This is a genomic window from Ensifer sp. ENS08 (assembly GCF_014852195.1).
In the GTDB taxonomy this organism is placed as follows: Bacteria; Pseudomonadota; Alphaproteobacteria; order Rhizobiales; family Rhizobiaceae; genus Ensifer; species Ensifer adhaerens.
Map to the genome: position 1 here is coordinate 145,868 of NZ_JACVBF010000002.1, position 25,776 is coordinate 171,643.

Sequence of the window (25,776 nt, forward strand, 5' to 3'; positions counted from 1 at the left end):
GTCAGCGCCGCCCTGCGACGGCGCGCAGGCACCAGGCGGCAAAGTCGGCCGTCGCCTGGTCCCGGCCGAGTTCGTTCAGTGTTTCGTGGCGCATGCCGTCATAGACGGTGACGCTAACGTCGCTGAGACCGGCGGCTTTCATCTTCGTGCCAAGCCAGCGGACGGCGTTGCCCATCTCGGTCGACGGGTCAGCGCTGCCGCCGACGAGATGAATGGGCAGGTTTTTCCGGAGCCGCGCCAGCCGGTCGGGCCGGGCTCCATCGAAGGACAGGCGGAAAAGATCGAGCCAGAGCGAGACCGTCGCATCGAAGCCGCAGAGCGGGTCGGCGGCGTATTTGGCGACCTCGGCATCGTCGCGCGACAACCAGTCGAGATCGGTCTTGCGATCCTTGATGGCGCCGCCCCACATGCCGAAGGTGAGCTTGGTCAGAAGCGGGCTCGGCACGTCAGACCCTTTGAGCGCCTTTTCGATCTTCAGGATCACCTGTCCGCCACGGCCGGCAAGGCCCGGCCGGAAGTTGGAGTTCCAGACGGCAAGCGCATCGTAGAGGCCGGGATCGGTTTCGGCGGCATTGAGCGCGATCAGTCCACCCATGGAATGGCCGAAGAGGATGACCGGCAAGCCCGGATGGGCGGTGGTCGCAATCTCCCGCACTGCCCGGATGTCCGCGAATATCTTGTCGAGGCCGTCGCGGCTTGCGAACATCCCAAGCTGGGCGTCAGGCGCCTGCGTCGCGCCGTGGCCGCGATGGTCGTGGGCATAGACATGGAAGCCGTGGCCGGCCATCGCCTCGGCAAAGCGGGCATATCGGCCGGAATGCTCGGCAAGGCCATGGCTGACGAGAAGGATGCCACGGGCTTCTGTGGTTGCCGGAAAATGCCGCCAGCTCAAGCTGGCACCGGTCGGGCTCTGATGCGTCTTCACCTGCCCGAACATCTCTACTCCCGGAAGCAATCGACAGACCTTTGAGATTTCAAATCGATTTGCGTGGCAAAGGCAATCGCCGCTTGTTGATCGTTGCGCATGAGGTCACAAGCGATTTGACGGTGCATTACATTAGGGGTTGCAATTTTCCCGTTTTGGGCGATATTTGTTCCCGTTTTGTTTTTGCGGGAGTATATCATGGTCCGTTTTTGTAAAGCGATATCAGGTTCTGTGGCGGGCATCCTGGCGGCGCTGACGCTGTTGCTTGGTTCCGGCGCCTTTGCTGCCGGTGAAGACGCATCCAAGGGTGCTGCGCCGGCAAGTTCAACCAGCCGCACCGACTACGTACTGGCGGTCAGCTGGCAGCCCGGTTTCTGCGAGACGCGGCCGCAACGCAAGGAATGCGAGAGCCAGACGGCGGAACGCTTCGATGCCACCAACCTCTCGCTGCATGGCCTGTGGCCGCTGCGCAAGAGCTATTGCGGGGTCGCGGCAGAAGCGCGGGCAACCGACCGCAAGGGCAGCTGGCTAGAGCTGCCGAAGCTTGCCATGGCCGACGACACCGCGGCGCGGCTGCTTATCGCCATGCCCGGGGTACAGTCCGGTCTCGACCGGCACCAGTGGCTGCGAAGCGGCACCTGCCAGAGCGGCTCGGTCGACGACTATTTCTCGGTGCAGCTGCGCATGCTGGAAGAGCTCAACCGCTCGGCGGTCGGGGCACTTTTCCGCCAGCGTGTGGGTGCGGAACTCGATGAGGCGGCGATCAAGCAGGCCTTCGACCAGAGTTTTGGCGCTGGAGCCGGCGACCGGGTGCGCATGCGCTGCCAGACCGTGCAGGGCCGCAGCATCATCACCGGGCTGACGATCGGGCTCACGGGCGATGTCATGAAGGCTGCGAGCCTCGGGCCGCTGATCCAGGCCGCAGGCACGACCGAGTTCAAATGCGCCAAGGGTATCGCCGATACTGCCGGTCGCGGGTAGGGCGTTTCGCCCGGTCGGCCGTGGCAGCGCCTTATGGTGCGGCCTGGACCGCGCCGGCTTTAGGCGCCTTCCGGGAGAGCCTGCCGGGCGTTCCGATGGGGATGTTCGTTTTGGGATAGGGCGGGGGCGGATGCCTTTGATCATTGCCCCCTTCCTATAATTCGCCTACATAGCGGGCAAATTTCCTTATCCCTGCGGAGCATTCCCTCATGGCACGTCAGTTCATCTATCATATGGCCGGGCTTAATAAGTCCTACGGCGCGAAGAAGGTTCTCGAGAACGTTCATCTGTCGTTCTACCCGGATGCCAAGATCGGTATCCTCGGCCCCAACGGCGCCGGTAAGTCGACGGTTCTGCGCATCATGGCCGGCCTCGACAAGGAATTCACCGGCGAGGCCTGGGTGGCCGAAGGTGCGACCGTCGGATACCTGCCGCAGGAGCCGCAGCTCGATCCGACGAAGACGGTGCTTGAAAACGCCATGGAAGGGGTTGCCAAGAAGAAGGCGATCGTCGACCGCTACAACGAACTGATGATGAACTATTCCGACGAGACGGCGGAAGAGGGCGCCAAGCTCCAGGATATCATCGACAGCCAGAACCTCTGGGATCTGGAAAGTCAGGTCGAAATGGCCATGGAAGCGCTGCGCTGCCCGCCGGGCGACGCGGAAGTCACCAACCTGTCGGGCGGTGAAAAGCGTCGTGTCGCGCTCTGCAAGCTGCTGCTCTCGCAGCCGGACCTGCTGCTCCTCGACGAACCGACCAACCACCTCGACGCCGAGACGATCGCCTGGCTCGAAAAGCACCTGCGCGAGTATCCGGGCGCCGTGCTGATGATCACCCACGACCGTTACTTCCTCGACAACGTCACCGGCTGGATCCTCGAGCTCGACCGCGGCCGCAGCATCCCCTACGAGGGCAACTACTCGGCCTACCTGGTTGCGAAGGCCAAGCGCATGCAGCAGGAAGGTCGCGAAGAGGCGTCCCGCCAGAAGGCGATCGCTCGCGAACAGGAATGGATCGCATCCAGCCCCAAGGCTCGTCAGGCCAAGTCCAAGGCGCGTATCCGCTCCTATGACGAACTGGTCAACGCGGCGGAAAACCAGCGCCCCGGCGACGCGCAGATCATCATCCCGGTCGGCGAACGTCTCGGCCAGGTGGTCATCGAGATGGAAGGCGTCACCAAGGGCTATGGCGATCGCCTGCTGATCGACGGCCTGTCGCTGAAGCTGCCGCCGGGCGGCATCGTCGGCATCATCGGCCCGAACGGCGCCGGTAAGACGACGCTCTTCCGCATGATCACCGGCCAGGAACAGCCCGACAGCGGCTCGATCCGCATCGGTGATACCGTGCACCTCGGCTATGTCGACCAGAGCCGCGACGCGCTCGACGGCAACAAGACCGTCTGGGAAGAAATCTCCGGCGGTGCTGAAGTCATCAAGCTCGGCAAGCACGAGATGAACTCGCGCGCCTATTGCTCGACCTTCAACTTCAAGGGCGGCGACCAGCAGCAGAAGGTCGGCAACCTCTCGGGCGGTCAGCGCAACCGCGTTCACCTCGCCAAGATGCTGAAGAACGGCGGCAACGTGCTGCTGCTCGACGAACCGACCAACGACCTCGACACCGAGACGCTGGCAGCGCTCGAAATCGCGCTCGAAAACTTCGCCGGTTGCGCCGTTATCATCAGCCACGACCGCATGTTCCTCGACCGCCTGGCAACGCACATCCTCGCTTTTGAAGGCGACAGCCAGGTCGAGTGGTTCGAAGGCAACTTCGAAGACTACGAGAAGGACAAGATCCGCCGCCTCGGCCCGGACTCGGTCAACCCGAAGCGCGTCACCTACAAGCGCCTGACGCGCTGATTTCAGCCGCCGCCATATCGTGGCGCTGGACCTTGCTGCGTCCGTTGAAGCGGGCGCTGCAACATTTGTTCTAGGAACGGGCGAGGCGCAGGCTTCGCCCGTTTTCCCTTGTCTCCTGACCTGAGGCGAAGACCAGCTGTCGCTCGGTTGCGCGCCAGGGTCTGTTTGTCGCTTGGCCTGCGCGGGGGATGAACGTGCGGGACGCTCCAGGGTCGGCGTAGCGATCAGCTCTGCGGTTGCCGTCCAGATGGCGGGCGCGAACGGGCGTTTGCAGGTTTGTCTATCGCTGCGGCGAGATGGGCTGGCCGCGGATGACGCGTACCTCGGGCGGCAGAGGCGCGGATAGGGTGGCGTCCCAACGCCGGGAACAGCGCCAGGTTTGTCACGGTTGCGTGGGGCTGCCCTCATTCGGGTCGTGAAGTCGGCCTACTAGCGGGACCTTCGCAGGTCTCCTGACGTGCCGCCCGAGACATCGTTTGTGGCGCATGGCGTCCATACACAAGCATCTGTTCCGCCGGCGCCATTGTTTGGCCTCTCCGCGCAAATCCGCTTGCGTCACCACCGCAAATCACATAAACATATCTTTATGTGTTGATGGGGATCGCTATGGCTCTGCAGAGAGAACTGGGTCTGGATGCGTTGGTGGACGTGCTGAAGGCGGCGGGCGAGCCGACCCGCATGCGTCTCGTCGCGCTTCTCGCCGCCGGCGATCTGACCGTCACCGATCTTACCGAAATTCTCGGTCAATCGCAGCCACGCATTTCCAGGCATCTGAAGCTGCTGGCGGAGGTCGAGCTGATCGACCGCTACCAGGAGGGCGCCTGGGCCTATTTCCGCCTCCGTCAGGACGGTGCCCGGGTCGGGCTCGTGCGGGCGATGCTGGCTTCCGCCTCCGTCGACGACGCGGTGTTGGCGCGTGATGCAGCCCGGCTTACCACCTTGAAGAAGGCGCGCTCGGAGAAGGCGCAGGCCTATTTCAGCCGCAACGCCGCCGGCTGGGACGAGCTTCGCCGCCTGCATGTCAGCGAGCGTGACGTCGAGGCGAAGCTGCGCGAAATGGTGGGCGACGAGCCGGTCGAAAGCCTGCTCGATCTCGGCACCGGCACAGGCCGCATCCTGCAGCTGTTCGAGGGCCTCTATCGTCGCGGTATCGGCGTCGACGCCAGCCGCGACATGCTTGCGGTGGCGCGCTCCAATCTCGATCGCGCCGGCATCACCAAGGCGTCGATCCGCCATGGGGACATCTTCAACCTGCCGCTCGACGGCCAGACCTTCGACCTCGTCACCATTCACCAGGTGCTGCATTTCCTCGAAGAGCCAGAAGCCGCGATCGCGGAAGCCGCGCGCATGCTGATGCCGGGTGGACGGCTGGTCATCATCGACTTCGCGCCGCACGGGCTTGAGTATCTGCGCGACGAGCACGCCCATGCGCGCCTCGGCTTCTCGCATCAGGCGATGGCCGATTGGCTGGCGAAGGCTGGCCTTGTGCTCGAGAAGACCACGGATCTTTCGCCTGAGGGGGCGAATGATGGAAAATTGACGGTGACGATCTGGCTCGCGCGTGATCGGCGGGCCGTGAACGAGAATGAAACGCCGCGGCCGCGTGTCCAGGCGGGGGGAGTATAATAATGACGGCACAGACGCTTTACCCGGCCGAACGCGGCAATCTCCGGCTCTCCTTCGAATATTTCCCGCCCAAGACCGACGAGATGGAAGCGCAGCTCTTCCAGACGGCAGACGACCTTTCGGCCTTCGGTCCGGCCTTCATCACCGTCACCTACGGCGCCGGCGGCTCGACCAAGGCGCGTTCGCTGACGACGGTCAGGCGATTGATCGCGGATAGCGGCATTGCCAATACCGCCGCGCACCTGACCTGCGTCGGCGCGCCGAAGGCGGAGGTCGATGCCGTGATCGACGAGTATCTCAGCTTCGGCGTCCGCCACTTCGTGGCGCTGCGCGGCGATCCCCAGGGCGGCATCGGCAGCACGTACCAGCCGCATCCCGAGGGTTACGCCAGCAGCACCGACCTCGTGCGGGCGATCCGTGCGCGCGGGGACGACATCGAGATTTCCGTCTCCTCCTATCCGGAGAAGCACCCGGAAAGCCCTGACGTCGCCGCTGACATCGACATGCTGAAGCGCAAGGTCGATGCGGGCGCAACCCGGGCCCTGACCCAATTCTTCTTCGACAACAATGATTTCGAGCGCTACCTCGAACGAGTGCGGCGCGCTGGCGTCAACATCCCGATCGTGCCGGGCATCCTGCCGATCAACAATCTGGCGCAGGTGCAGAAATTCGCTGGCCTTTGTGGCGCCACCGTGCCGGAGGCGATCGTCACGCGGCTCGTGCATCTCGAGGACCAGCCGGTCGAGCGCTTCAAGGAGGCGACCCACATCGCCGCCGAGCAGATCGTCGATCTCGCCCGGCGCGGCGTACGCGATTTCCATATCTATTCGATGAACCGCACGCCGCTGGTGACAGCCGTGCTGGATCTCGTCGGTTTCGAGCGGGTCTCTGTGGAGGGCGCGATCGATGCACCGCGGATGGTGGCGGCCGGCGCGGCCGCCTGACCTTCGCTCGCACCTTGCGACGGGCAAGGTGCGCTTCGCCATGTTGAACTTCCGAATGGCTGCGAACGCGCCGCGTGTCCTGGCAGACAGAGGTCGCCGCCGCGCTTTGGTATGGCTCCATGCCTTTTGGGGTCTCTTCGGCTGCGGTCGCAGCAAGCGTCCCGATCGCTACAGCATCCACCAAAAAGGAAAGCGCCCGAAGATCGATCTTCAGGCGCTTTCTCGTTTGTCGCAGCGTCTAGACCTTATGCTCTCTTGGCGGTCTAACTGGCTTGGTGCTGCAAAATGGTTTCCCGGAAATTTAAGTCCCTATTCGGTTTGGACTCTCAGCGGCCGCTCCTCAGATGAAGAGCATCGTGGCCACGAATACGAACGCTGCACTGATCATGATGACATTCAGCGAATGTGTAAGGCCCATGGAAGACCCTCCCTGCGTTAACGCGTTAAAACATAGGGCGAAATCACGACACGTTAAAGGGAAACTTGTGCTGCAGTGCGAAATGCGTGAGCCGGCGCTGCCTTATTCACAGGCCTATAGTTCTGATTTTATTTAATTTTCCAGGCTGCCACATTTTTTTCACAATCGCTTCGGGAAGGTTAATATAAACGTTCGTAACCGTGCGTGAGTGGCCCGGAGCGGGACGAAAATCGGCCGTCGATTCCCCCGCAAACCATGTCTTTTTCACGCGGTGCGAAGCACTCAAGGTGTGTGGGCTTTTCCTGTAACCGACCACGATCAGATGTCAGGCGACCCGCCGGAAACGCAGGATTCGACCGTCGAGCACGGCGAGGCCGAGGGCGATCAGCACCATGCCGGCAGAATCGGCCGCCTGCAGCGTCTCGCCGAGAAAGAGGTAGCCGAGCAGGATCGCGCTTGGAGGCACCAGCAGGGTGACCAGTGAGGCATTGGTGGCGCCGGCCGCGCGCATGATGCGGAAAAAGAGGATGTAGGCATAGGCCGTCGAAACCAGCGCCAGGCCGAGGATCGACAGGATCACCTCGACGGGCGGCATCGGCAGCAGCCAGGGCGTGTCGGTAAAGGCGGCCACCGGCAGCGCGATCAGCGTCGAGGCGGTCAGCTGGCCTGCGGCCGTCACGGGAGGCGCGAGATCGCGGAAGCGTTTGCCGTAGGTCGCCGCAAAACCATAGCTGATGGCGGCAAGCACCGGCAGCAGCAGCGCCCAGAGCGGCACGCTGCTTGTGGTGCCGAAGAGACCGGCAACGGCGCTCGGCCCGATCAGGACGACGGTGCCGGCGAGCCCGAGCAGGCAGCCGGCGATCTTGGCGGAACTCAGCTTCTCGTCCTCGGTCGCCATGTTGGCGATGATCACCGTCCAGACCGGCGTCGTGGCGTTGAGGATCGCCGCCAGTCCGGCGCCGATGTGGGTTTGTCCAAGGAAGATGAAGGCGTGCGGAATGGCGTTGTTGATCAGCCCCATCAGCGCGAATTCGCGCCAGCGGCCGGCAAGCGCCTCGTACATGCCGAAGCGGCCGCGGATGTAGATATGCAGCGCCAGGGCTGCCAGGCCCAAACGCAGGAACACCAGCGTGAAGGGCGGCACATGGGCGACGGCAACGCGGGCGAAGAAGAACGATCCGCCCCAGATCAGGCCGAGCAGGGCAAGCAGCGCCCAGGTCCCGGCGCTCATCTGATTGCCATCGACGGTGCTTCGCGCATTCATGGTGATGCCTATCCGTGCTGATTGCGTGGTGGCGTCAGTCTCCCTCCGCCGGGTGGACGCCATGGCGCAAGCGCCTGGTTACCGCTCCCGGATCGGTTGTGCTCCGACACAGGATACATAACCCGGCACGCCCGGCGGAACCACCCGGTTCTTGCGGCGATGATTAGGGCGGCATGCGTGGGGGCGAGCCGGTGGGCTCTCATCAACCGGGATCCGGTCGGCCGTTGTGGCATGAAAAAACCCCGGAGATCGATCCGATCTCCGGGGTCATGGTTTTGAAACGGCGGTTCGGGCTTAAAGCGCGTTCAGGAGTTCGAGCGTCGCCCAGCCGTCGGCCGGACGGCCGAGGCGGAGCTGCTCCTTCTGGAGTGCCGCGCGGGTGCCGGAGCCGAGGATGCCGTCGATCTTGCCGACATCGTGGCCGAGCGTCTGCAGCTTGCTCTGCAGTGCCTTCATGCCGGTGTCGTCGAGGCCCGGTTCCGGATTGCCGCCTTCATAGGTCGGCGCGCCGCCGAGACGGGTCGCGAAATAGGCGGCAGACGTTGTGTAGATGAACGACTGGTTCCATTCGAGATAGACGTTGAAGTTGGGGTAGGTGAGGAAGGCCACGCCCTTGCGGCCCTGCGGCAGCACCAGCGAGGCTTCGAGGTTGCCGAAGGCGGTGTCGCCGTTGCGCGGCTTGACGCCGAGCGCGAACCAGTCGCTGGCCTTCATGCCCGGCTGCAGGCCGGTCTTTTCCCAGGGGAGTTGCTCGGGAACGCTGACTTCCTGGATTACCGGCTGGCCAGCCTTGTAGCCGAGGCTCTGGATGAACTTGGCGGCGGTCAGGATCGCGTCGGGCGAGCTCTTCTTCAGGTTCACGTGGCCGTCGCCGTCGCCATCGACGCCATAGGCGATGATGTCTTCCGGCAGCATCTGCACCTGGCCGATCTCGCCGGCCCAGGCGCCTGTCGTCGTCGCCGGGTCGAGGTCGCCATGCTGGACCATCTCGATCGCCGCGATCAGCTGCGGGCGGAACATCTCGGGACGGCGGCAGTCGTGGGACAGCGTCACCAGCGCGTCGCGGGTGTTGAAGTCACCCTGGACGGCGCCGAAGTCGGTCTCCATCGCCCAGAAGGCGGTGATGACCGGGGCCGGCACGCCGAATTCTTTCTCTGCGCGAGTAAAGACGTCAGCATATTCCTTCATTTTCTGCTGGCCGATATCGAGGCGCGACTTGCTGACGGTGCGCTTGGAGAATTCGGTGAAGGTCTGCTTGAAGACGCCCTGGGCGCGGTCGCGGCTGAGCACCTTTTCATTGATGGCGGCACCGGCGAGCGCCCGGTCGGCGACATCGGCCGGAACGCCCTTGGCGACCGCTTCGGCCTTCACGCCCTGAAGGAAGGTTGCGAGATCGCCACCGCAGGCAACGGCCGGGGATGCCGTCTTCGCGCCTGTCGAGGCTGCGGTCTGGGCGGCGGCGGCCGAGGCGGTCAGCGCCAGAAGAGCGACGGAGGCAAGCGCGCGCCGGGCTGTGCGGGTCATCATGAAATTCCTTTCTTTGCCGTGGGGCGCCTTGCACCACCACGGGCAATCAAATCGCTGCGAAATCTGCCGTTGCTCTCTCAGAGCATTATGACCGAAAGAAGAAAATGGGTCTTCCTGCCGCACCTGCCGGCAGGAATGTCAGTCCTGCTTCGGTTGCGAGACCGCTGCGACCCAGTTCTTCCAGTTTTTCGCCGAGCCGGCGAAGACATTGATATCGGTGGCGCCGTCGATGCCGGGGATGACCCCGGTGCTGGTATATTGCCAGAACGCCCAGCGGCGCTCGACATAGACCTCACCCGGATGCTTGGCGACCGAGCGCACCCAGAAGTGATGTTCCTTGAACTGGTCGACGAGATTGTCGCGGTGGAAGTCGACCGAGGTGTAGATGATCGGGCGCTTGCCGTAATGGGCTTCGAGCCGGTCCATGAAGCGCTTCATCTCGACGCGCACTTCGTCCGGCGTCGGGCGATGGCGGCAGGTCTTCGATTCGCCGTTCCACTCGACGTCGAGAACCGGCGGCAGGTAGACGGCACTCTTCGGCACGTTGGCAATGAACCAATCGGCCTGGTCGTCGGCGGTCGAGCAGAAATAGTAGAAGTGATAGGGCGCATAAGGGATGCCGGCGGCCCGTGCCTTCTGCCAGTATTCGGGAAAGCGGGTATCGACCCGGTCCTTGCCTTCCGTCGCCTTGATGAAGGCGAAGGAGACGCCCGACTTCTTCACCTTCATCCAGTCGATATCGCCATTCCATTTCGAAACGTCGATGCCGTGGATATTGTGGTGCTGCGGGGTCCGGTCGCCGAAGTTCTGCGGGTCCGTATCGTGGAAGCGCGGCGGGATCGATGCCGTCTGCATCAGGTCATAGTCGGTCGACGAGCAGCCGGAAAGAAGGGTCGCAAGCGGCAAGAGAGCCAGGAGAAGCCGGCGCATGATTTTCCTGTCTAGAGACGATCGATGATCCTGCCTCACACGATGGCTTCCTGTCGGTGATTTCCCCAGTGAGGCGTGAACCCCATTTTCACCATATCATCGTAAAAATTGAGTTAGCTCAAGCGGGAATTGCGGACGGCGGAAAAGCGCAAAAACGCCGAAAACCAGGCGGTTTCGGCGCTTGCCGGAATGGCTGCCCTCAGGCGGGATGCAAAACCTTTGTGTAAACCGCCTGCCACTCAGGCGGCGATCGCCACGGAAGGGCGGTGATAGACGGCGAGCCAGGCATAGCCGCGGCCGATCGTGCGCCGCTCGAGATCGGCGCCATTTTCGCGGGCTTTCTCGCATAACACGTCGAACAGCCGCTCGCGCGGCGTCACGTGGAAGCGGTTGAGCCAGCCGTGCAGCGCCCGGCGGAAGCTCGTCGGCAGGCGTTCCTGCTGGCCGAAATCGGCAATGTGCAGCGAACCGCCCGGATTAAGCGCTGCGATCGCCGCGTCGATCGCCTTCTGCCAGTCAGGGATCATCGACAGCGAGTAGGAGATGACGATGTGATCGAAACCCCTTTCGCCGAAGATCGCCGGGTCGAAGTCCGTCGCGTCGGCGACGTGCAGCGTGGCGCGCCTGTTGCCGCCGCGATTGAGCTTCGCATCGGCCGAGGTCAGCATTTCCTGGGATATGTCGAGCCCGAACAGGCGGGCCGACGGGAAACAGCGGCTGATCAGCGCCAGATTGCGGCCGGTGCCGCAGCCGACCTCAAGCACCGAGGCACCGGAGGCCGGGTTCATGTCGCGGATGAGCGTGTCGCGGCCGAAGAGGTAGTACTTCCGCGTGAGATCGTAGAAGTGCCGCTGATAGCGGTACATATGGTCCATGCGCCGCGCGTGGGAGATCCCGGCCTGTTGCACGTCTCAGCCCTTCCTGCGGTAGATGTGAAAGCCGCCATAGATGGCGGAGCGGTCTTCGGCGCCCAGCCGTAGCGAGGTTTCGGCGTCGTAGTGCCACTGGTCGAGCAGGGCCGGGGAGACACGGCCGGGCAGGATGCTGTCTTCCGCCGCCGTGCGGAAGATCACGACCGCACCCTCATCCGCCGTGCGGGTGATCTCGGTCCAGAGGTCGTTCAGCTGCTGGTCGGTCATCCAGTCCTGCGCGTCGAGCAGGATATAGCGGTCGACCGAGCCGGCGGATTTGCCGGCGAGAAGCTCGGTGAAGCTTGCGTGATGTATCTCGACGCGCTCGGCATTGTTGCGGATCGCCTCATAGGCGCCGGCATCAAGATAGGGCGGCAGGTCGCCTTCATGCGACAGCGGGTAGCGGCGGCCGAAGGCCTGCCAGGCGAAGTAGTTTTCGCGCAGCGGGAAGTGACAGGTGAGCTTCTCCAGGCGATGGCGCAGAACGGCGGCGAGCGACTTTTCGGCACTCAGGCTTGCGAGTTCGTCGAACTGCTGCGGCGGAATGCCGAGGCCGAAAAGGGAGCTCTTGCGCCCGGTGATCCAGCGGATGACGGGACGATCGAAGAGAGGCGCCAGGCGCTCGTCGAAGAACTGCCGTTGTTCGCGCATGGAGCGCGCCTGGACGAAGTCCTCCGGATTGACGCCGTGCAGGCGGGCAAGCAGGTGGCTGGCGGCAATGAAGCGGCCGAGCAGACCGGTGCGGTAGATATTGCGGCCAAAGACGCCGATACGCCGGCGACCGGTCATGTCGCGGCCGGTCCAGTAGCTGCGCGTCGCTGTATCAAGCTTCGGCGCGAGGAATAGATCGAAAGCCTGGACGTTGGTCGTCGTGCCCTGGATCGCCAGGAAGCGCGTGACATCCTTGTGGCTCGGCAGATGGCGGAAGGCTGCGAGCTTCAGGCGGTTGAGCGCGATATGGTGCGGGTTGAGGTCGACGACGTCTATTTTCCGTGGGCCGGCCGACAGATAGGTCAGCATGTTGCAGCCGCCGGAGCCGATGGTGACGATCCGGCTTTCCGGGGTCAGTTGCATCGCCTCCATGTCGACGATCGGATCTTCCCAGATCTGCGGATAGACGAGGCCCGAAAAGAGCAGGCCGAACAGACGTTCCGAGAAGCCTGCGAGGGAGAGGGTCTTGTGCTGGAGCAGGGCGTTTTTCAGCTTCGGATTTTTTCTGCCAAAGCCAACGTCGGAAGCGATTTCATTCATCTCAGACGGTCATCCAGTTGAAACTTAGGCGCTTCTAAAGTGACTCGGCTACACTTTGATGACGGGCTTTCTCACAGGGCCGGGGCGGTCTCCGGAACGCAAATCTACAATTTTTCACCCATAAGAATTCATTAAACCCTGACGTGCTAGCACCGCCTTACATACGGGGGGCGTCGACATGATGTTAGGTACGTTTCTGCCGAAGCCCGAGCAGCGATTTGCGGCTGCCGGCGCGGCATTGGGGGCTCTGGTTTCTGTGGCGTGGCTTGCCAGCGGAACCGCTCTTCCCGACCAGATGGCGCCGCATTGGGACGTCCCTGCCGTTATGGCGGCCGGCGCCATGCCTTTCATCCTCGGCGGCTCCTTCTATCGCTGGCGCTACTCGCGCCGGCTCGAGCTGGAGCTGCGTGCCGCGCGGCGCGCCGAGCGTCGCCTGCGCAACGAAGTCCATCGCGACAAGCTGACTGGGCTTGCAAACCGCGCTGCGCTCGAGGCCGATATCAGCCAGGCACTCAGCGCAGAAGGTGCCGCGTTTGCGCGCAACGCCTTGCTTCTTCTCGATCTCGATCGCTTCAAGGTGATCAACGACACGCTGGGACATGACGCCGGCGACCGGTTGCTGGCTCTGTTCGGCGCCCGGCTCAGGCGTGCCTTTGCCGGCGAGGCGACGGTCTACCGCCTCGGCGGTGACGAGTTCGTGCTTGCGGCCGCGTGCGCGCCGTCTCAGGCCGATGCGGAAATGCTCGCAACGCGGGTGGAAAAGCTGTTCGAAGCGCCGTTCGATCTCGGGGAAACGCGCATCGCTTCAGGCTGCAGCATCGGCATCGCCTTCATCGAGCGGTCGGACAAATCGACATCCGACGTGTTGAAAAGGGCGGACCTGGCGCTTTACGAAGCCAAGGCGATCAGCGGCAACAGTCATGCCTTCCACTCGGAAACCCTGAGCCATGCCGTGCGGCAGCGGGCGGAAGCCGAGCGCGATCTTACGCGCGGTTTCGAGGCAGAGGAGTTCTTTCTCGCATTCCTGCCGATCCTCGGCATCGAAAGCGGCTCCATCGGTGGGTTCCAGGCGCTGCTGCGCTGGCGGCATCCGCATCTCGGCGTCATCGGCGCGGAAACGTTCGAGCCGCCGGAGCAGAGCGCGACTACGCTGGCGCTTGCCGCCTGGGCGCTTCAGTCCGCCTGCAGGCAGGCGGCCGGCTGGTCTTTCCCGAAAGGGCTGACGATTGCGCCCTTCGTCTCGCAACTGCGCGACCGCGATTTCGTCACGCAGGTGGAGCGGTGCCTTTCGGATGCTGGCCTTTCGCCGGAACGCCTGACGATCGAGGTCGCCGAGGGCGTCTCGACGGACGATCTCGTCATCGTCACCGAAAACTTGCGGGGGCTGCGCGCGCTCGGCGTTCGCGTCGCGCTTGGCGGCGGCTCCGCCTCGTCGCTGCCCCTGAACCAGATCTCGGAGGTGCAGCCCGACCAGGTGACCGTCGATCTCGCCGCCGTGCGGGCCGCACATGGCAGCGAACGCAGCGTGGCGTTGCTCGCCTGCCTGATCAAGACCGGACAGGTGCTGCGGCTTTCGATCGCCGTCAGCGGTGTCGAGAAGGAGAGCGAGGCGGATTGCGCGCGGACCTGTGGCGCTGCCGAGATCCGCGGTCCCTGGGTTTCGCCTGTTATGGCCGACGTGTCGGTGCTCGTCGGCGACGGCGAAGCGGGAGAGGCGCGCCTCTCTGCGAGTGCGTGAGCGAGAGCTCGAAGCGCTGCACTTTTTTCGACTGCTTGTGCGTTTTTCCAATATGAAAAGTTGAGGCGGCCGGGGCTTTCCCTTGCAGCAAAATGCTGGTTCTCTTTGCGCATCAGGCCGGAGGATCGCATGGGACGTTTGTTGAAGATTTCGGGTGCCGTGCTGGCGCTGATCGTCGTCGGTCTGTTCGGTTGGCTTGCGCTGGCGCCGCCGCAACTGCTGAAGGTCGGCGACGGCTATGCGGCAAAAATCGTCTGTTCCAACGTCTTCATCGCCGGGCGCGATGCCCAGGCTGTGCTCGCCGACGACGTGCAGGCCCCCGGCCACCCGTTGCTCAAGCTGGTGCGCGTCGGTGTCGACAAAGAGAAACAGCTGGTGACGGCACGCATCCTCGGTTTTGCCGCACCCGGTTACGCGGCCTATCGTCCGGGTGCCGGCTGCGCCAGCCTGCCGGACGGCGATGCCGCGGCTCTGGCACCAATCGAAACGAAAACCGCCGCAGCGGCGCCCGTGCCGGGTGTGGCCTGGCCCGAAGGCGAGGGGGCCGTGATCGAGCCGACCTTGCAGAAGCTCGTCGAGGACGCTGACCTCGCCGGGCCGGGCATGCGGGCGATCGCCGTGATCCACGACGGCCAACTGGTGGCGGAAACCTATGGCCAGGGTTTCGACCGTTCGACGCCGTTGCTCGGCTGGTCGATGACCAAATCGGTGACGGCGGCGCTGATTGGCCTCAGGATTGCAGAAGGGCGCATGGACGTGTCGCAGGGCGACTTGCTGCCGGAATGGGCCGGGGACGAGCGGGCGGGCATCACGCTTGCGGACCTGATGGGGATGCAGAGCGGGCTTGCCTTTAACGAGAATTATGGCGCCGTCACCGACGTGACGCGCATGCTCTATCTGGAAAGGGACATGGCGGGTTTTGCCGCGACGCGGACGTTGGGTGCAAAGCCCGGCACGAACTTCAGCTATTCCAGCGGCACCAGCACGCTGCTGTCGCGGATCTGGATGCGCACCTTCGACGATCCGACGGCAGCGCTTGCCTTTCCCTATGACGCTTTGTTTGCGCCGCTCGGCATGACGAGCGCCGTCCTGGAGACGGACGAGAGCGGCACCTTCGTCGGTTCCTCCTACATGTATGCGACGACGCAGGACTGGGCGCGGTTCGCGCAGCTCCTGCTGCAGGACGGTGTCTGGAAGGGGAGGGCGATGCTGCCGAAGGACTATGTCGCCTTCATGCGCACGCCGACCAAGGCATCGGGCGGCAAATACGGCCAGGGCCAGGTATGGCTGGAGGAAAACGGCGCGCGGGCGGGAACGGGCAGTTTCCCGGCAGATGCCTTCTGGATGCTCGGGCATGACGGCCAGGCGATCATGCTGGTGCCTTCGCTGAAGCTGGCGGTCGTGCGGCTGGGGCTTACGCCTTCGCGGCTCGGCTATGATGTGCAGACACTCAACGCCAAAATAATAGAGGCGCTCGATTGAGCGCCTCGTAAGGATATTCCAGAGCCGTCGAGAAGCAGCTTCGCTTCGGGCCAGCCGGGTGGCCGGCTTACTTCATGCCGAGTTCTTCGAGCAGGCCCTTGCGCTTGGCGTGATAGTAATAGCCGCTGGCATAGAGCTTTACTGCGCTGTCATGCTGGTTGTCGGCCACCATCCAGGCGCCGTGCAGATACTTGGTTGCGTATTTGAGGTTGGTTTCGGCGTCGAACAGACCTTCCGCCGGACCGTCATAGCCGAGACCCTTGGCGGTGTTGTAGCGGATCTGCATCAGGCCGTAATTGCCCTTGCTGTAGGCGCGCGGATTGTAGTTGCTCTCGCGCTTGACGACGCGGTGCACCAGTTCCACCGGAATGCCGTTGAGATCGGCATAGTACTTGATCATCTTGTCGAGTTCGGGACGCGAGCTCGTCGGCGTCTTGGTGAACTTCATCGAATCCGGGATGACGTTGGCGACTGCGGCCACCGTCGAGCCGATGACACCGGTCTTCGGGCGCTCGGTCGGAACGATCATGCGGTTGGCGACCAGAGTTTCGAGGCCGACCGGTTCGCCGGTGTCGAAGTCCGATTCCATTGCTGCTGCAACTGCGAGCGTCGAGACCGGCAGATCCTGGACGCGAGCGGTCTTGGTTGCCGCCGGCGAGAGGGCGGCGGATGCCACCTGAGTGGAGTCGGCGGGCGAGGGGGCTTCCGCTGCGGCAATCGCCGCGCTGGCGCCGGTCTGCGTCGTCGGGGCAACCATGGCAAGCGCCATGGTGTCGCCCGGCTTGGCCGCGGGGACCGCGACCAGTGCGGGTGCTGCTTCCGCACCCTGTGCCAGATCGGTCGCGACCGGATAGGTGGCGGCGACCCCAGCGGTCTGAGCCGTCAAGGCCGCGCTCGTTGCGGTAGCGGCGCCGTCGGGCGTCGGCAGTGCATAGGCGGTCATTTCGGTGCCGGGCTTTGCGAGGGGCGTAACCGTCTGCACGGCCGTGAGGTCTGCCAGCGACGTGTGCTCTACCGTTGAGCATCCCGAGACGATGGTCGCCGACAACAAAGCTGCCACGCCAAACGTCTGTTTGGAAAGGGAAATACGGTAATTCGCCATTCTGTCACTTTCGTGCTTCTGGGCCCCGTAGCCCCTGCAAATCAGCGGTTGCCAGCCGCCAAGCGTGAATCTCCATTAACCTATGAGGCTGGCGGCGGCAAGCGTGGGGTCGAATTTCAGGCCGTGGCCCGCTTCATCGTGGCCGTCAAAAGCCCGGCGCCGATCAGCATGGAGCCGCCGGCGCGGTTGACGATCCGCCGCACATTCGGCTTGGAAATCGTGCTGCGGGCGGCGGTCGCAAGGGCTGCATAGAGGCTGGCATTGAGGATCGCGAGCGTGAGGAACGTCAGCTCGAAAATCGCCATCTGGGTAAAGAGCGGCTGGCTGAGATCGAGGAACTGCGGCAGGAAGGCGACGAAGAAGACGATGCTCTTCGGGTTCAGCGCAGTCACCGCATAGGTATGAAAGAAGATGCGAAGCGGGCGTTCCGTCGACGTGGTTTCGAGGTCGACGTCGCCGCCGGCGGCCACCGGCGCGCGCCAGAGCTTGATGCCGAGCCAGATAAGATAGGCAGCGCCCACCCATTTCAAGACGGTGAAGATGGCGGCAGAGGTGGCAAGCAGGGCGCCGAGGCCGAGCATGGAGGCGGTCATGGCGGTGAAATCGCCGAGCGCCACACCGGCGACCGTCGCGCCCGCCGTCTTGCGGCCATGGCCGAGCGCGTAGGAAATGACGAGGAGAATGGTGGGGCCGGGGATGGCGAGCAGCACGGCCGAGGCCGCGGCAAAGGCAAACCAGTGTTCGAACGACATGAAAAAGCTCCGCGCTGAAGGTGGTGTTCGGCAATCAATTCGCCGAGCCAGCCACGGAAACGCGGAGCCGTCAACGTCTAATCAAGCGTTGTCGGCGGGTGGCATATCCACCCGCCGGCAAGTGTCGGTCAGTGCTTCTGGGCCTTCCACTTCTGGCCGATGACATCCATCACCTCGCCGAACCACTTGGTGGAGGTATCGAACTGCTTGCCGCCCTTGATGCGCGGGAATTCGATGGTGCGCAGCTTGCCGCCCTGGTCTTCGTCGTGACCGGTGACGCCCGAGACCTTGTTGAGGGCGCTTTCGACGGCAAGGTCGACCATGCCCTGGATCAGGCGCAGGTCGTCGCCGTTGGCCGGGGCCGAGCGGGCGTAGTAGCCAGATTTCTGCACCATCGAGCGTTCGGCGCCGAGAAGGGCTGCAAACTGCTTGGAGAACCAGTTGCCGACATTGATCGTGTCGATCTTCACGTGGCCGAAGGCATCACGCTTGATGGTCTCGCCGGCTGCTTCCCGCTCGGCGACGATGGCGTCGAGGCAGGCGCCTTCACTGACGAACAGCGTCACGAAGCCGGTGCGGTCCATAACCTTGCGCAGGCGATCGGCTTCGCCCTGCAGGTCGAACTTCATCTCAGGCAGATAGAGGCCGTCGATGTTCTTCATCTGGCGGTTCATCATGAAGCCGTCGACGAATTCCTTGTCGTCGGTCATCTGGATATAGGAGCGGGCGGTGGCTGCCGTCAGCCAGCCGCTATGGCGGCCCATGACTTCATGGACGACGAGCGTGCGCGGGGCGGCACTCTGTTCGTTGCTGACATTGTCGAAGAAGCGGGCGCCGTATTCGGCAGCCGTCCAGGCGCCGAGCGTCTGGCGGATCGGAACGACGTCGTTGTCGACGGTCTTCGGCAGGCCGACCACGGTCAGGTCGTAGCCGTTGGCGCCGAGATAGGCGGCAAGGTCGGCAGCGGTCGTGTTGGTGTCGTCGCCGCCGATGGTGTGCAGGATCGAAATGCCGTCCTTGGCAAGGCGCTCGGCTGCGACGCGCAGCGGGTTTTCGCCTTCCTTGACCAGGCCGCGCTTAACGCAGTCGGCGGCGTTGGTGAGCTTGACGCGGCTGTTGCCGATCGGCGAGCCGCCATGGCGATGCAGGATATGGGCCTTTTCGCGCATGTCGCGCGTAATTTCGATCTGGTCTCCAAGGAGTACGCCCTGGTAGCCCGAGCGATACGCGACCAGCTCATATTCGGGTGCTACGTCCGTATAGCGCTCGATCAGTCCTCCAACGGCCGATGACAGACAGGGCGCGAGCCCGCCGGCCGTCAGCATTGCGACTTTTTTCTTGGCCATGTTTCCTCCTCGGGACTTTGGCATGCGATGGGTGCGGCCTCCATAGCGCAAATCAGATGGAATTTAAATGACGGGCCTGTGGATGTTGTGTCGAGGCTGCGCGAGAACGGCTGCTGGGCGCCGTCGGAAACGCGGGGCGGGCTCGGTGTCGCGCCGATTGTCGCAGCCGGAGGAGCGCAATCGGGCGGAGCGCCCTTCGCGGCCGGTGCATTTGGCGTGTTTTTCGGCATAAATTCGCCGCTTCGGATCGCTAGGTTGTTCCCAAGGGAACAGCTTTCCGTCTACCAGCTGTCGCAAGTTCCAATCGATGGATTGACAATAGTGAGGTGCCATCACAAATTCGTCATCCTCGTGGTTCGGACCGTCCCACCGCTTGCAATTTGCCACCACACAAGTCCATGCTATACGCTGGAGAGACAGGGATTCTCGCATGTCATTCTGGGACAGCCTCCTCAAAATCGTTACCGCCACCGGCAATGCGCTTGCCGGTGTGGTCGAGGCCGTGCGTACCCTGTTTGAGGGCGACCCGGAGACACGGCGCAAGGTTGCCTTCTCCGTCGCGATGATCGCGCTTTCGGCCAAGATGGCCAAGGCCGACGGCATCGTCAGCGAGGCCGAGGTCGCCGCCTTCCGCGACATCTTCCAGTTCCCGCCCGACCAGGCGCAGAACGTCGCGCGTCTCTATAATCTGGCGCGCCAGGACGTCGCCGGCTACGAGGCCTATGCGGAGAAGATGGCGTCGCTGTGTTCGTCCTGCGAAGAAAACTGCCCGATCCTCGAGGATATCGTTGACGGCCTGTTCCACATCGCCAAGTCCGACGGTGCAGTTCATGAGCGCGAACTGGCGTTCCTGGTGCGGGTCGCCGAGATCTTCGGCATGGACGAGGCGCATTTCGAGCTCATCATGGCCCGCCATGTGCACGGAGACGGTCGCGACCCCTATCAGGTGCTCGGCGTTTCGCGTAAGGATGATTTCGCCGACATCCGCAAGCGCTACCGTGTGCTGGTTTCCGAAAACCACCCGGATATGCTGGTGGCGCGCGGCGTACCGCAAGAATTCCACGCGATCGCCAATGATCGCATGGCGGCGCTGAACGCCGCCTATGAGGCGATCGAGAAAGAACGCCGAGCTGCATGACTTCGAAATACTGCGACTATCCGGGGGCTCGCTTCATGCCGTCGCCCAATTTTGGCGACCGCGCCGACAGGCGGGCACCGGATATGATCGTGCTGCACTACACCGGCATGGCGACGGGCGCTTCGGCGCTCGAATGGCTGTGTCGCGAAGAGAGCCAGGTTTCCAGCCATTATTTCGTTCATGAGGACGGACGCGTCGACCAGCTCGTGCCTGAGACGCTGCGTGCCTGGCACGCGGGCAAGAGCTACTGGAAGGGCGAGACCGACATCAACTCCTGTTCGATCGGTATCGAGATCGCCAACCCGGGTCACCCCGGCGGGTTGCCGGATTTCCCGAAGAAGCAGATCGATGCGGTCGTCGAATTGTGTCGGGACTGTGGCCAGAGGTGGTCGATCGCCCCGGAAAGGGTGCTGGCGCACAGCGATATCGCCCCCATTCGCAAGGTTGATCCGGGAGAAAAATTTCCTTGGCATGTTCTTCACCGTGAAGGGGTCGGGCACTGGGTTGAGCCGGCTCCGATCGGCGGCGGGCGCTTCTTTCAGCGCGGCGACCGCGGTCAGCCGGTAGAGGCCATCCAGTCGATGCTGTCGCTCTATGGCTACGGCATTGAAGTGACTGGTGATTTCTGCGAAAAAACCGAGGGCGCCGTCGCCGCGTTCCAAAGGCATTTCCGGCAACAGAGGGTAGACGGCATCGCCGACATCTCAACCCTCGATACGCTCCATCGCCTGCTTTCCGGGCTGCCGCAATTTATCGCCTGACGCGGAAGAATTTTTCGTCCCGAAGCCTGTTTTCCGGATGTTCGTGGCATGTTTTTTTAGCTTTGCCACATGTTTACCATGATGCGCCGTTCATTTCCCGCTCATTGAAACTGCAGGAACTTCGGGGCGCAACGCTCACGTCCTGTGAATGAAACGATCGGGACGTGAGGCTCGAAGCGGGGTGCGCTTCGGTCCAATCCCCAGACCGGAGAATTCAAACTACATGAGAATATCGTCTGTTGCTGCGGTGGCGGCATGCCTTGGCATGTTCTTCGCCGGGATGGGTACGTCGTATGCGGGGAATGTCGACAAGACCATCAAGACCTCTTCCATCCCGACCGTCACCCGGACCACAGGCTTCCCGAAACCGGACCTTCCGAAGAACGTTCAGTATACGGCCCTGATCAAGAGCTATGCGAAGCAGTACGGCGTTCCCGTCGATCTGGCGCATGCGGTCGTCAAGGTCGAAAGCAACTTCAATCCGAAGGCACGCGGCAGCGCCGGCGAGATCGGCCTGATGCAGATCAAGCCCGCCACGGCGCGCATGATGGGCTATTCGGGCTCCTCCAAGGGTCTCTACGACCCGGAAACCAACATCAAGTTCGGCATGAAGTATCTCGCCATGGCGCATGAACTTTCGGGCGGCACCACCTGCGGCACGATCCTCAAGTACAATGCCGGCCATGGCGCCAAGCGCATGAACCCGGTTTCCAAGCGCTATTGCGGCAAGGTCCAGGACATCATCGACTAGAACGCCGTGGGTTCCAGCGAACGCACGAGGGGCGCTTTGACATCCCTATTCTAGAGCATCTGGCCGCCTCGGTGTTTCCACCTGAGGGCGGAATGCTCTAGTCCCTGACAGGCGTGGGTGATCCATTTGCCCACGCGACGAGAGAGCATCGTCCGCCGGCCATGCGGCAATGGCGGATGCTCCAGCCGGACAGGTCTCGCGTTCCGGCGCACCAATTAAATCCTTGAGTGGTGGTGCCCTATCAGCACCGATATGCTACCTCCTTCCGTGTCAGCGGAGCGGGGATGAGCATGTCGGAAAGCTTTGATTTCATTGTCGTCGGCAAGGGCATGATGGGCGCTGCGGCTGCCCGGCACCTGGCGCTCTCGGGTGCTGGCGTCGCGCTCGTCGGTCCTGACGAGCCGACCGATTGGGCCAGTCATTCCGGCGTCTTTTCCAGCCACTACGACAATGCCCGCATCACCCGCACGATCGACGACGACCCCGTCTGGGCGCGTCTCGCCCATCGCTCGATCGAGCGCTACGACGAGATCGAACGCGAAAGCGGCATCCGGTTTTATCACGAGGTCGGCTGCTTGATGGCGGGGCCAGCGCCGGGCTCGAGCTACGACTATATCGAGCAGGTGGAAAAGGCGCGGGATGCGCTCGGCGTCGAAGCGCCGCTCTATGACAGCGAGGCGCTGTCGCGGCGCTTTCCCTGGTTCCGTTTTCCCGAGGGCACGGCCGGCGTTTATGAGCGCCTTGGCGCCGGCTACATCAATCCACGCGCGCTCGTTGCGGCGCAGGTCATTTGTGCCGAGAAGGCCGGCGCACGGATCGTGCGCGACGAGGTCGGCGCCGTCTCCGAAGCGGACGATCGCGTTGTCGTCACGACGGTCTCGGGCATGCGCCTGGAAGCGGGCCGGGTCATCGTTGCGGCCGGCGGATTTTCCCTGTCCGACAAACTGCTGCCGCGGCCGATCGACTTGACGGTCAAGGCTCGCACGGTGCTGTTCGCGGAGGTGGCGGCGAGCGAGCTGCCTGACTTCGAGGGCATGCCCTCGCTGATCGGTGCAGCACCCGAGCAGGAGAAGAGCTACTACCTGCTGCCGCCGGTCGGCTATGCCGACGGCAGGACCTATATCAAGATCGGCGGCGATCCGACCGACAGGATCCTGGGTGACGAGCCGGCGATACGGCACTGGTTCCGCGGGCCGGGCGGTGCGGCAGCGGCCGAGCATCTGCGTCGGCTGCTGGCCGAGGTGATGCCTGACTTCCGGCCGGTCTCCATCCGCTTTTCACCCTGTGTCACCTCGTTTACCCGCGACGGGCTGCCCTATATCGGCTTTGCCAAGGGCGACCGCATTGCCGTCGTCACCGGCGGCAACGGCCAGGCGGCAAAAAGCTCCGACGAGATCGGCAGGCTCGGCGCTGTCCTTGTGCAAAATGGCCGGCTCGATGAGCCCGAATACGACGCCGACTTCGCGGTCGCCTTTCGCTAGGTGCGGCGGCATCCACCCGGTCTCGGCCGATCTGCCCTGTTGGCAGCTTGAAAAACACTGCCGTTTTTTCTGGCGCCGGGCGGGGGCTTGCGTTAAGGAGCGCCTGCCAGTTGGCCGGGCAGCCGCTCTCCGCAAGTGCCGAAAGGCCGCGGGGGGAGGAAAGTCCGGGCTCCACGGAAGCACGGTGCCGGATAACGTCCGGCGAGGGTGACCTCAGGGAAAGTGCCACAGAAAGCAAACCGCTCCGCTTGCGGAGTAAGGGTGAAAGGGTGGGGTAAGAGCCCACCGCGGACATGGCGACATGGACGGCACGGCAAACCCCACCGGGAGCAAGACCGAATAGGGATGACGCGGACGCGCAAGCGCCCAGCCTGTTTCCGGGCCAGTCATCCGGGTGGGTTGCAAGAGGCTGCGTGCAAACGTAGTCCCAGATGAATGGCTGCCACGTTCCGTTGCCTTCGGGTGGCGGGGCCATACAGAACCCGGCTTACAGGCCAACTGGCGATTTTCTCTCTCTCTCTCTCTCTCTCTCTCTCTCTCTCTCTCTCTCTCTCTCTCTCTCTCTCTCTCTCTCTCTCTCTCTCAATGCGGGCCGAACGGTTCAGCGCGTGCGGATCGCGCCTTGCAAATCGGGCTGATCCGCATGCCATTTTTGCGGCCGGCAGCGGTGCAGGTTTAGGCGGTTTTGTCGTTGCCGCCGTGCATTCTTCTCTTGCGATGACGCGCAAGGGCCTCTGCACAACGGTGTGTCTGCGCTTTTTCTCACATTCTGATTTTTCAACGATTTGAAGCCGTTCGACCGTCGCATTCCCGCACGGTGGGGGTCTCTTCGTAACCCTTCGTTAAACTTAACAACCTATCAATATTTGATCAGCCCGACGGCTGTTTGTGATCCATTCCCATTGACGCCCATATGGTCCCATGATATCCCATAATGGCACTGCGCAGGGGCTGCTTCGCGGCCCAATATCGCAAGATTCCAATGCCTTCCGGCTTCGGAGGGTGGTCGGGCATTCCACTGTTCGGCGGGGCGGTCTTGCGTGCGGAGTGACGTGTTCTCGCGGGTCGATGATCGTGGCCCGTCAGTCTTGGGCGGCCGTTTCGCGTTATGAACCGCTTCTTGTCACATGCCGCCAATCGGATCGATGCGAAGGGGCGGGTCTCTGTTCCCTCGGCGTTTCGCTCCGTGCTGTCGGATGGGGGCGTTCGGGAGCTATACTGTTTTCAGGATTTCGTCTTTCCGGCGATCAGCGTCGGCGGGCCGGAGCTCCTGGATCGGTTCGAGAGGCAGATGGCGGCCGAGGATCCATTTTCTCCGGAAGCCAACGAGATGTCGCTGCTGGTTCACGGGGGTGGCGTCTTTGTGAAGCTCGATCCGGAAGGCCGGTTGATGATGACGGATTTTATCCGCGACTTCACCGGCATCTCGACCGACGTGATGTTCGTCGGGCGGGGCGATTATTTTCAGCTCTGGGAGCCGCAGGCCTTTCAAAAGGCGCAGGCGGCGGCCCGGGAAGGGCGCAAGTCACGGGGGTTGCGTCCAGAATAGAATGGAGAGAGGGAATGGTGACGGATCAAGGCGGAGGTGTTTCTGAAGCCGAAGGCGGACCGGTTCGTCACATTCCCGTTCTCTTGCCCGAGGTGCTTGCTGCTCTCGAGCCTGCGCCCGGCAAGGTCATCCTCGATGGCACCTTCGGTGCCGGTGGCTACAGCTCCGCAATCCTCAAGGCCGGTGCCGACGTGATCGCGCTCGATCGCGACCCGACGGCGATTGCCGCAGGGCAGGCGCAGGTCGCCGAGTGGGGCGGTCGGCTGAAGCTCGTTCATGCACAGTTCTCCGATCTTGCTGCCCATGCGCCCGAAGGCGGGCTCGATGGCGTCGTGCTCGATATCGGCGTTTCCTCCATGCAGATCGACGAGGCCGAGCGAGGCTTCTCCTTCCAGAAGAAGGGGCCGCTCGACATGCGCATGTCGGCTTCGGGCGTTTCGGCGGCCGATGTCGTCAATCGCGCCAAGGTCTCTGATCTCATCCGCATCTTCGGCTTTCTCGGTGAAGAGAAGCAGGCCGGCCGCATCGCGCGTGCGATCGAGAAGCGCCGGGCCGAGCAGCCCTTCGAAACGACCCGCGATCTTGCCGGTCTGATCGAGGTGGTGACGCCGCGCAAGGCCAAGGACAAGATCCATCCCGCCACCCGCGTCTTCCAGGCGCTGCGCATCTTCGTCAACGACGAGCTCGGCGAACTGGCAGAGGCGCTGTTTGCGGCCGAGCGAGCGCTGAAGCCCGGCGGCCGTCTTGTCGTCGTCACCTTCCATTCGCTCGAAGACCGCATCGTCAAGGCCTTCTTCCAGGACCGCTCCGGCAAGGCCAGCGGCTCGCGTCACCTGCCGATGGTGTCCGCGCGTGCCGCAACCTTCACGCCAGTTGGCAAGCCTATGGTGGCAGCCAGCGAGGAAGAAGCGTCCCTCAATCCGCGCGCCCGCTCTGCCAAACTTCGCGCCGGTATCCGCACGCAAGCTGCGTCGCCGGGAAACGATCTGTCCATTTTCAATCTGCCGGAACTGGCAAGCCTTGCACGGCTGGGGGGCTGA

The 25,776-nt window shown here is 63.2% G+C and carries 21 protein-coding genes and 1 other RNA gene; 13 read left to right on the forward strand and 9 right to left on the reverse strand.

From position 1 onward, the window contains the following. Position 1 precedes the first annotated feature (1 nt). The gene (locus IB272_RS06230) at positions 2–937 is read right to left on the reverse strand and encodes an alpha/beta hydrolase (RefSeq protein WP_060582668.1); all 936 of its coding nucleotides are present in this window, start codon (positions 935–937) and stop codon (positions 2–4) included. Between the two features lie 186 nt (positions 938–1,123). On the opposite strand from IB272_RS06230, the gene IB272_RS06235 reads away from it, so the two are divergent. The 4 genes from IB272_RS06235 (at position 1,124) to metF (ending at position 6,335) form a co-directional block, all read left to right on the forward strand. After that, positions 1,124–1,906, forward strand: coding sequence for a ribonuclease (locus tag IB272_RS06235; RefSeq protein WP_060582670.1), 783 nt, complete (start codon positions 1,124–1,126; stop codon positions 1,904–1,906). Between the two features lie 209 nt (positions 1,907–2,115). After that, on the forward strand, positions 2,116–3,765 hold the full coding sequence (gene ettA / locus IB272_RS06240; RefSeq protein ID WP_034792366.1) for an energy-dependent translational throttle protein EttA: 1,650 nt from the start codon (positions 2,116–2,118) through the stop codon (positions 3,763–3,765). 606 nt (positions 3,766–4,371) lie between these two features. Then, positions 4,372–5,391, forward strand: coding sequence for a metalloregulator ArsR/SmtB family transcription factor (locus tag IB272_RS06245; protein ID WP_192444238.1), 1,020 nt, complete (start codon positions 4,372–4,374; stop codon positions 5,389–5,391). Positions 5,392–5,393: 2 nt separating this feature from the next. After that, on the forward strand, positions 5,394–6,335 hold the full coding sequence (gene metF / locus IB272_RS06250) for a methylenetetrahydrofolate reductase [NAD(P)H] (protein WP_060582672.1): 942 nt from the start codon (positions 5,394–5,396) through the stop codon (positions 6,333–6,335). 743 nt (positions 6,336–7,078) lie between these two features. Here metF and IB272_RS06255 read toward each other — a convergent pair. From IB272_RS06255 to IB272_RS06275, 5 genes are all read right to left on the reverse strand, one after another. Then, positions 7,079–8,017 (reverse strand): DMT family transporter, encoded by a 939-nt coding sequence (locus IB272_RS06255; RefSeq protein ID WP_060582674.1) that lies wholly within the window; start codon positions 8,015–8,017, stop codon positions 7,079–7,081. A 294-nt stretch (positions 8,018–8,311) separates the two neighbouring features. Then, the gene (locus IB272_RS06260) at positions 8,312–9,541 is read right to left on the reverse strand and encodes a lytic murein transglycosylase (RefSeq protein ID WP_060582784.1); all 1,230 of its coding nucleotides are present in this window, start codon (positions 9,539–9,541) and stop codon (positions 8,312–8,314) included. 141 nt (positions 9,542–9,682) lie between these two features. Beyond that, positions 9,683–10,474 carry a GH25 family lysozyme gene (locus tag IB272_RS06265; RefSeq protein WP_060582676.1) on the reverse strand — a complete coding sequence of 264 codons (792 nt, stop codon included), beginning with the start codon at positions 10,472–10,474 and terminating at the stop codon, positions 9,683–9,685. A gap of 239 nt (positions 10,475–10,713) precedes the next feature. Further along, entirely contained in the window at positions 10,714–11,349 is a 636-nt protein-coding gene (locus IB272_RS06270; protein ID WP_060582678.1) for a class I SAM-dependent methyltransferase, read from the reverse strand. A 36-nt stretch (positions 11,350–11,385) separates the two neighbouring features. Next, on the reverse strand, positions 11,386–12,636 hold the full coding sequence (locus tag IB272_RS06275; protein WP_060582680.1) for a DUF3419 family protein: 1,251 nt from the start codon (positions 12,634–12,636) through the stop codon (positions 11,386–11,388). Positions 12,637–12,814: 178 nt separating this feature from the next. On the opposite strand from IB272_RS06275, the gene IB272_RS06280 reads away from it, so the two are divergent. Beyond that, on the forward strand, positions 12,815–14,374 hold the full coding sequence (locus IB272_RS06280) for an EAL domain-containing protein (RefSeq protein ID WP_192444239.1): 1,560 nt from the start codon (positions 12,815–12,817) through the stop codon (positions 14,372–14,374). A gap of 129 nt (positions 14,375–14,503) precedes the next feature. Then, the gene (locus tag IB272_RS06285; protein ID WP_034792383.1) at positions 14,504–15,856 is read left to right on the forward strand and encodes a serine hydrolase; all 1,353 of its coding nucleotides are present in this window, start codon (positions 14,504–14,506) and stop codon (positions 15,854–15,856) included. Between the two features lie 67 nt (positions 15,857–15,923). Here the strand turns inward: IB272_RS06285 and IB272_RS06290 are convergent, their stop codons facing one another. The 3 genes from IB272_RS06290 to IB272_RS06300 form a co-directional block, all read right to left on the reverse strand. Next, positions 15,924–16,958 carry a lytic transglycosylase domain-containing protein gene (locus IB272_RS06290; protein WP_034792386.1) on the reverse strand — a complete coding sequence of 345 codons (1,035 nt, stop codon included), beginning with the start codon at positions 16,956–16,958 and terminating at the stop codon, positions 15,924–15,926. 116 nt (positions 16,959–17,074) lie between these two features. Then, the gene (locus IB272_RS06295) at positions 17,075–17,710 is read right to left on the reverse strand and encodes a LysE family translocator (RefSeq protein WP_060515921.1); all 636 of its coding nucleotides are present in this window, start codon (positions 17,708–17,710) and stop codon (positions 17,075–17,077) included. A 128-nt stretch (positions 17,711–17,838) separates the two neighbouring features. Then, on the reverse strand, positions 17,839–19,056 hold the full coding sequence (locus IB272_RS06300) for a pyrophosphate--fructose-6-phosphate 1-phosphotransferase (RefSeq protein ID WP_060582683.1): 1,218 nt from the start codon (positions 19,054–19,056) through the stop codon (positions 17,839–17,841). Between the two features lie 430 nt (positions 19,057–19,486). Here IB272_RS06300 and IB272_RS06305 point away from each other — a divergent pair, with 430 nt between their 5' ends. The 7 genes from IB272_RS06305 to rsmH all read left to right on the forward strand — a co-directional run bounded on the left by IB272_RS06305 (position 19,487) and on the right by rsmH (position 25,776). After that, the gene (locus IB272_RS06305; protein WP_034792391.1) at positions 19,487–20,194 is read left to right on the forward strand and encodes a DnaJ family molecular chaperone; all 708 of its coding nucleotides are present in this window, start codon (positions 19,487–19,489) and stop codon (positions 20,192–20,194) included. Next, the gene (locus tag IB272_RS06310; protein ID WP_034792393.1) at positions 20,191–20,955 is read left to right on the forward strand and encodes an N-acetylmuramoyl-L-alanine amidase; all 765 of its coding nucleotides are present in this window, start codon (positions 20,191–20,193) and stop codon (positions 20,953–20,955) included. Before IB272_RS06305 ends, IB272_RS06310 begins: the two co-directional genes overlap by 4 nt. 223 nt (positions 20,956–21,178) lie before the next feature. Next, positions 21,179–21,706, forward strand: coding sequence for a lytic transglycosylase domain-containing protein (locus IB272_RS06315; protein WP_060582684.1), 528 nt, complete (start codon positions 21,179–21,181; stop codon positions 21,704–21,706). A 290-nt stretch (positions 21,707–21,996) separates the two neighbouring features. Further along, positions 21,997–23,187 carry an FAD-binding oxidoreductase gene (locus IB272_RS06320; RefSeq protein ID WP_060582785.1) on the forward strand — a complete coding sequence of 397 codons (1,191 nt, stop codon included), beginning with the start codon at positions 21,997–21,999 and terminating at the stop codon, positions 23,185–23,187. Between the two features lie 106 nt (positions 23,188–23,293). Continuing rightward, positions 23,294–23,693, forward strand: an RNA gene (gene rnpB / locus IB272_RS06325) — RNase P RNA component class A. 602 nt (positions 23,694–24,295) lie between these two features. Continuing rightward, on the forward strand, positions 24,296–24,736 hold the full coding sequence (mraZ, locus tag IB272_RS06330) for a division/cell wall cluster transcriptional repressor MraZ (RefSeq protein ID WP_060582685.1): 441 nt from the start codon (positions 24,296–24,298) through the stop codon (positions 24,734–24,736). Positions 24,737–24,750: 14 nt separating this feature from the next. Next, a complete protein-coding gene (gene rsmH / locus IB272_RS06335) occupies positions 24,751–25,776 on the forward strand; it encodes a 16S rRNA (cytosine(1402)-N(4))-methyltransferase RsmH (RefSeq protein WP_060515925.1) in 1,026 nt (341 codons plus the stop codon).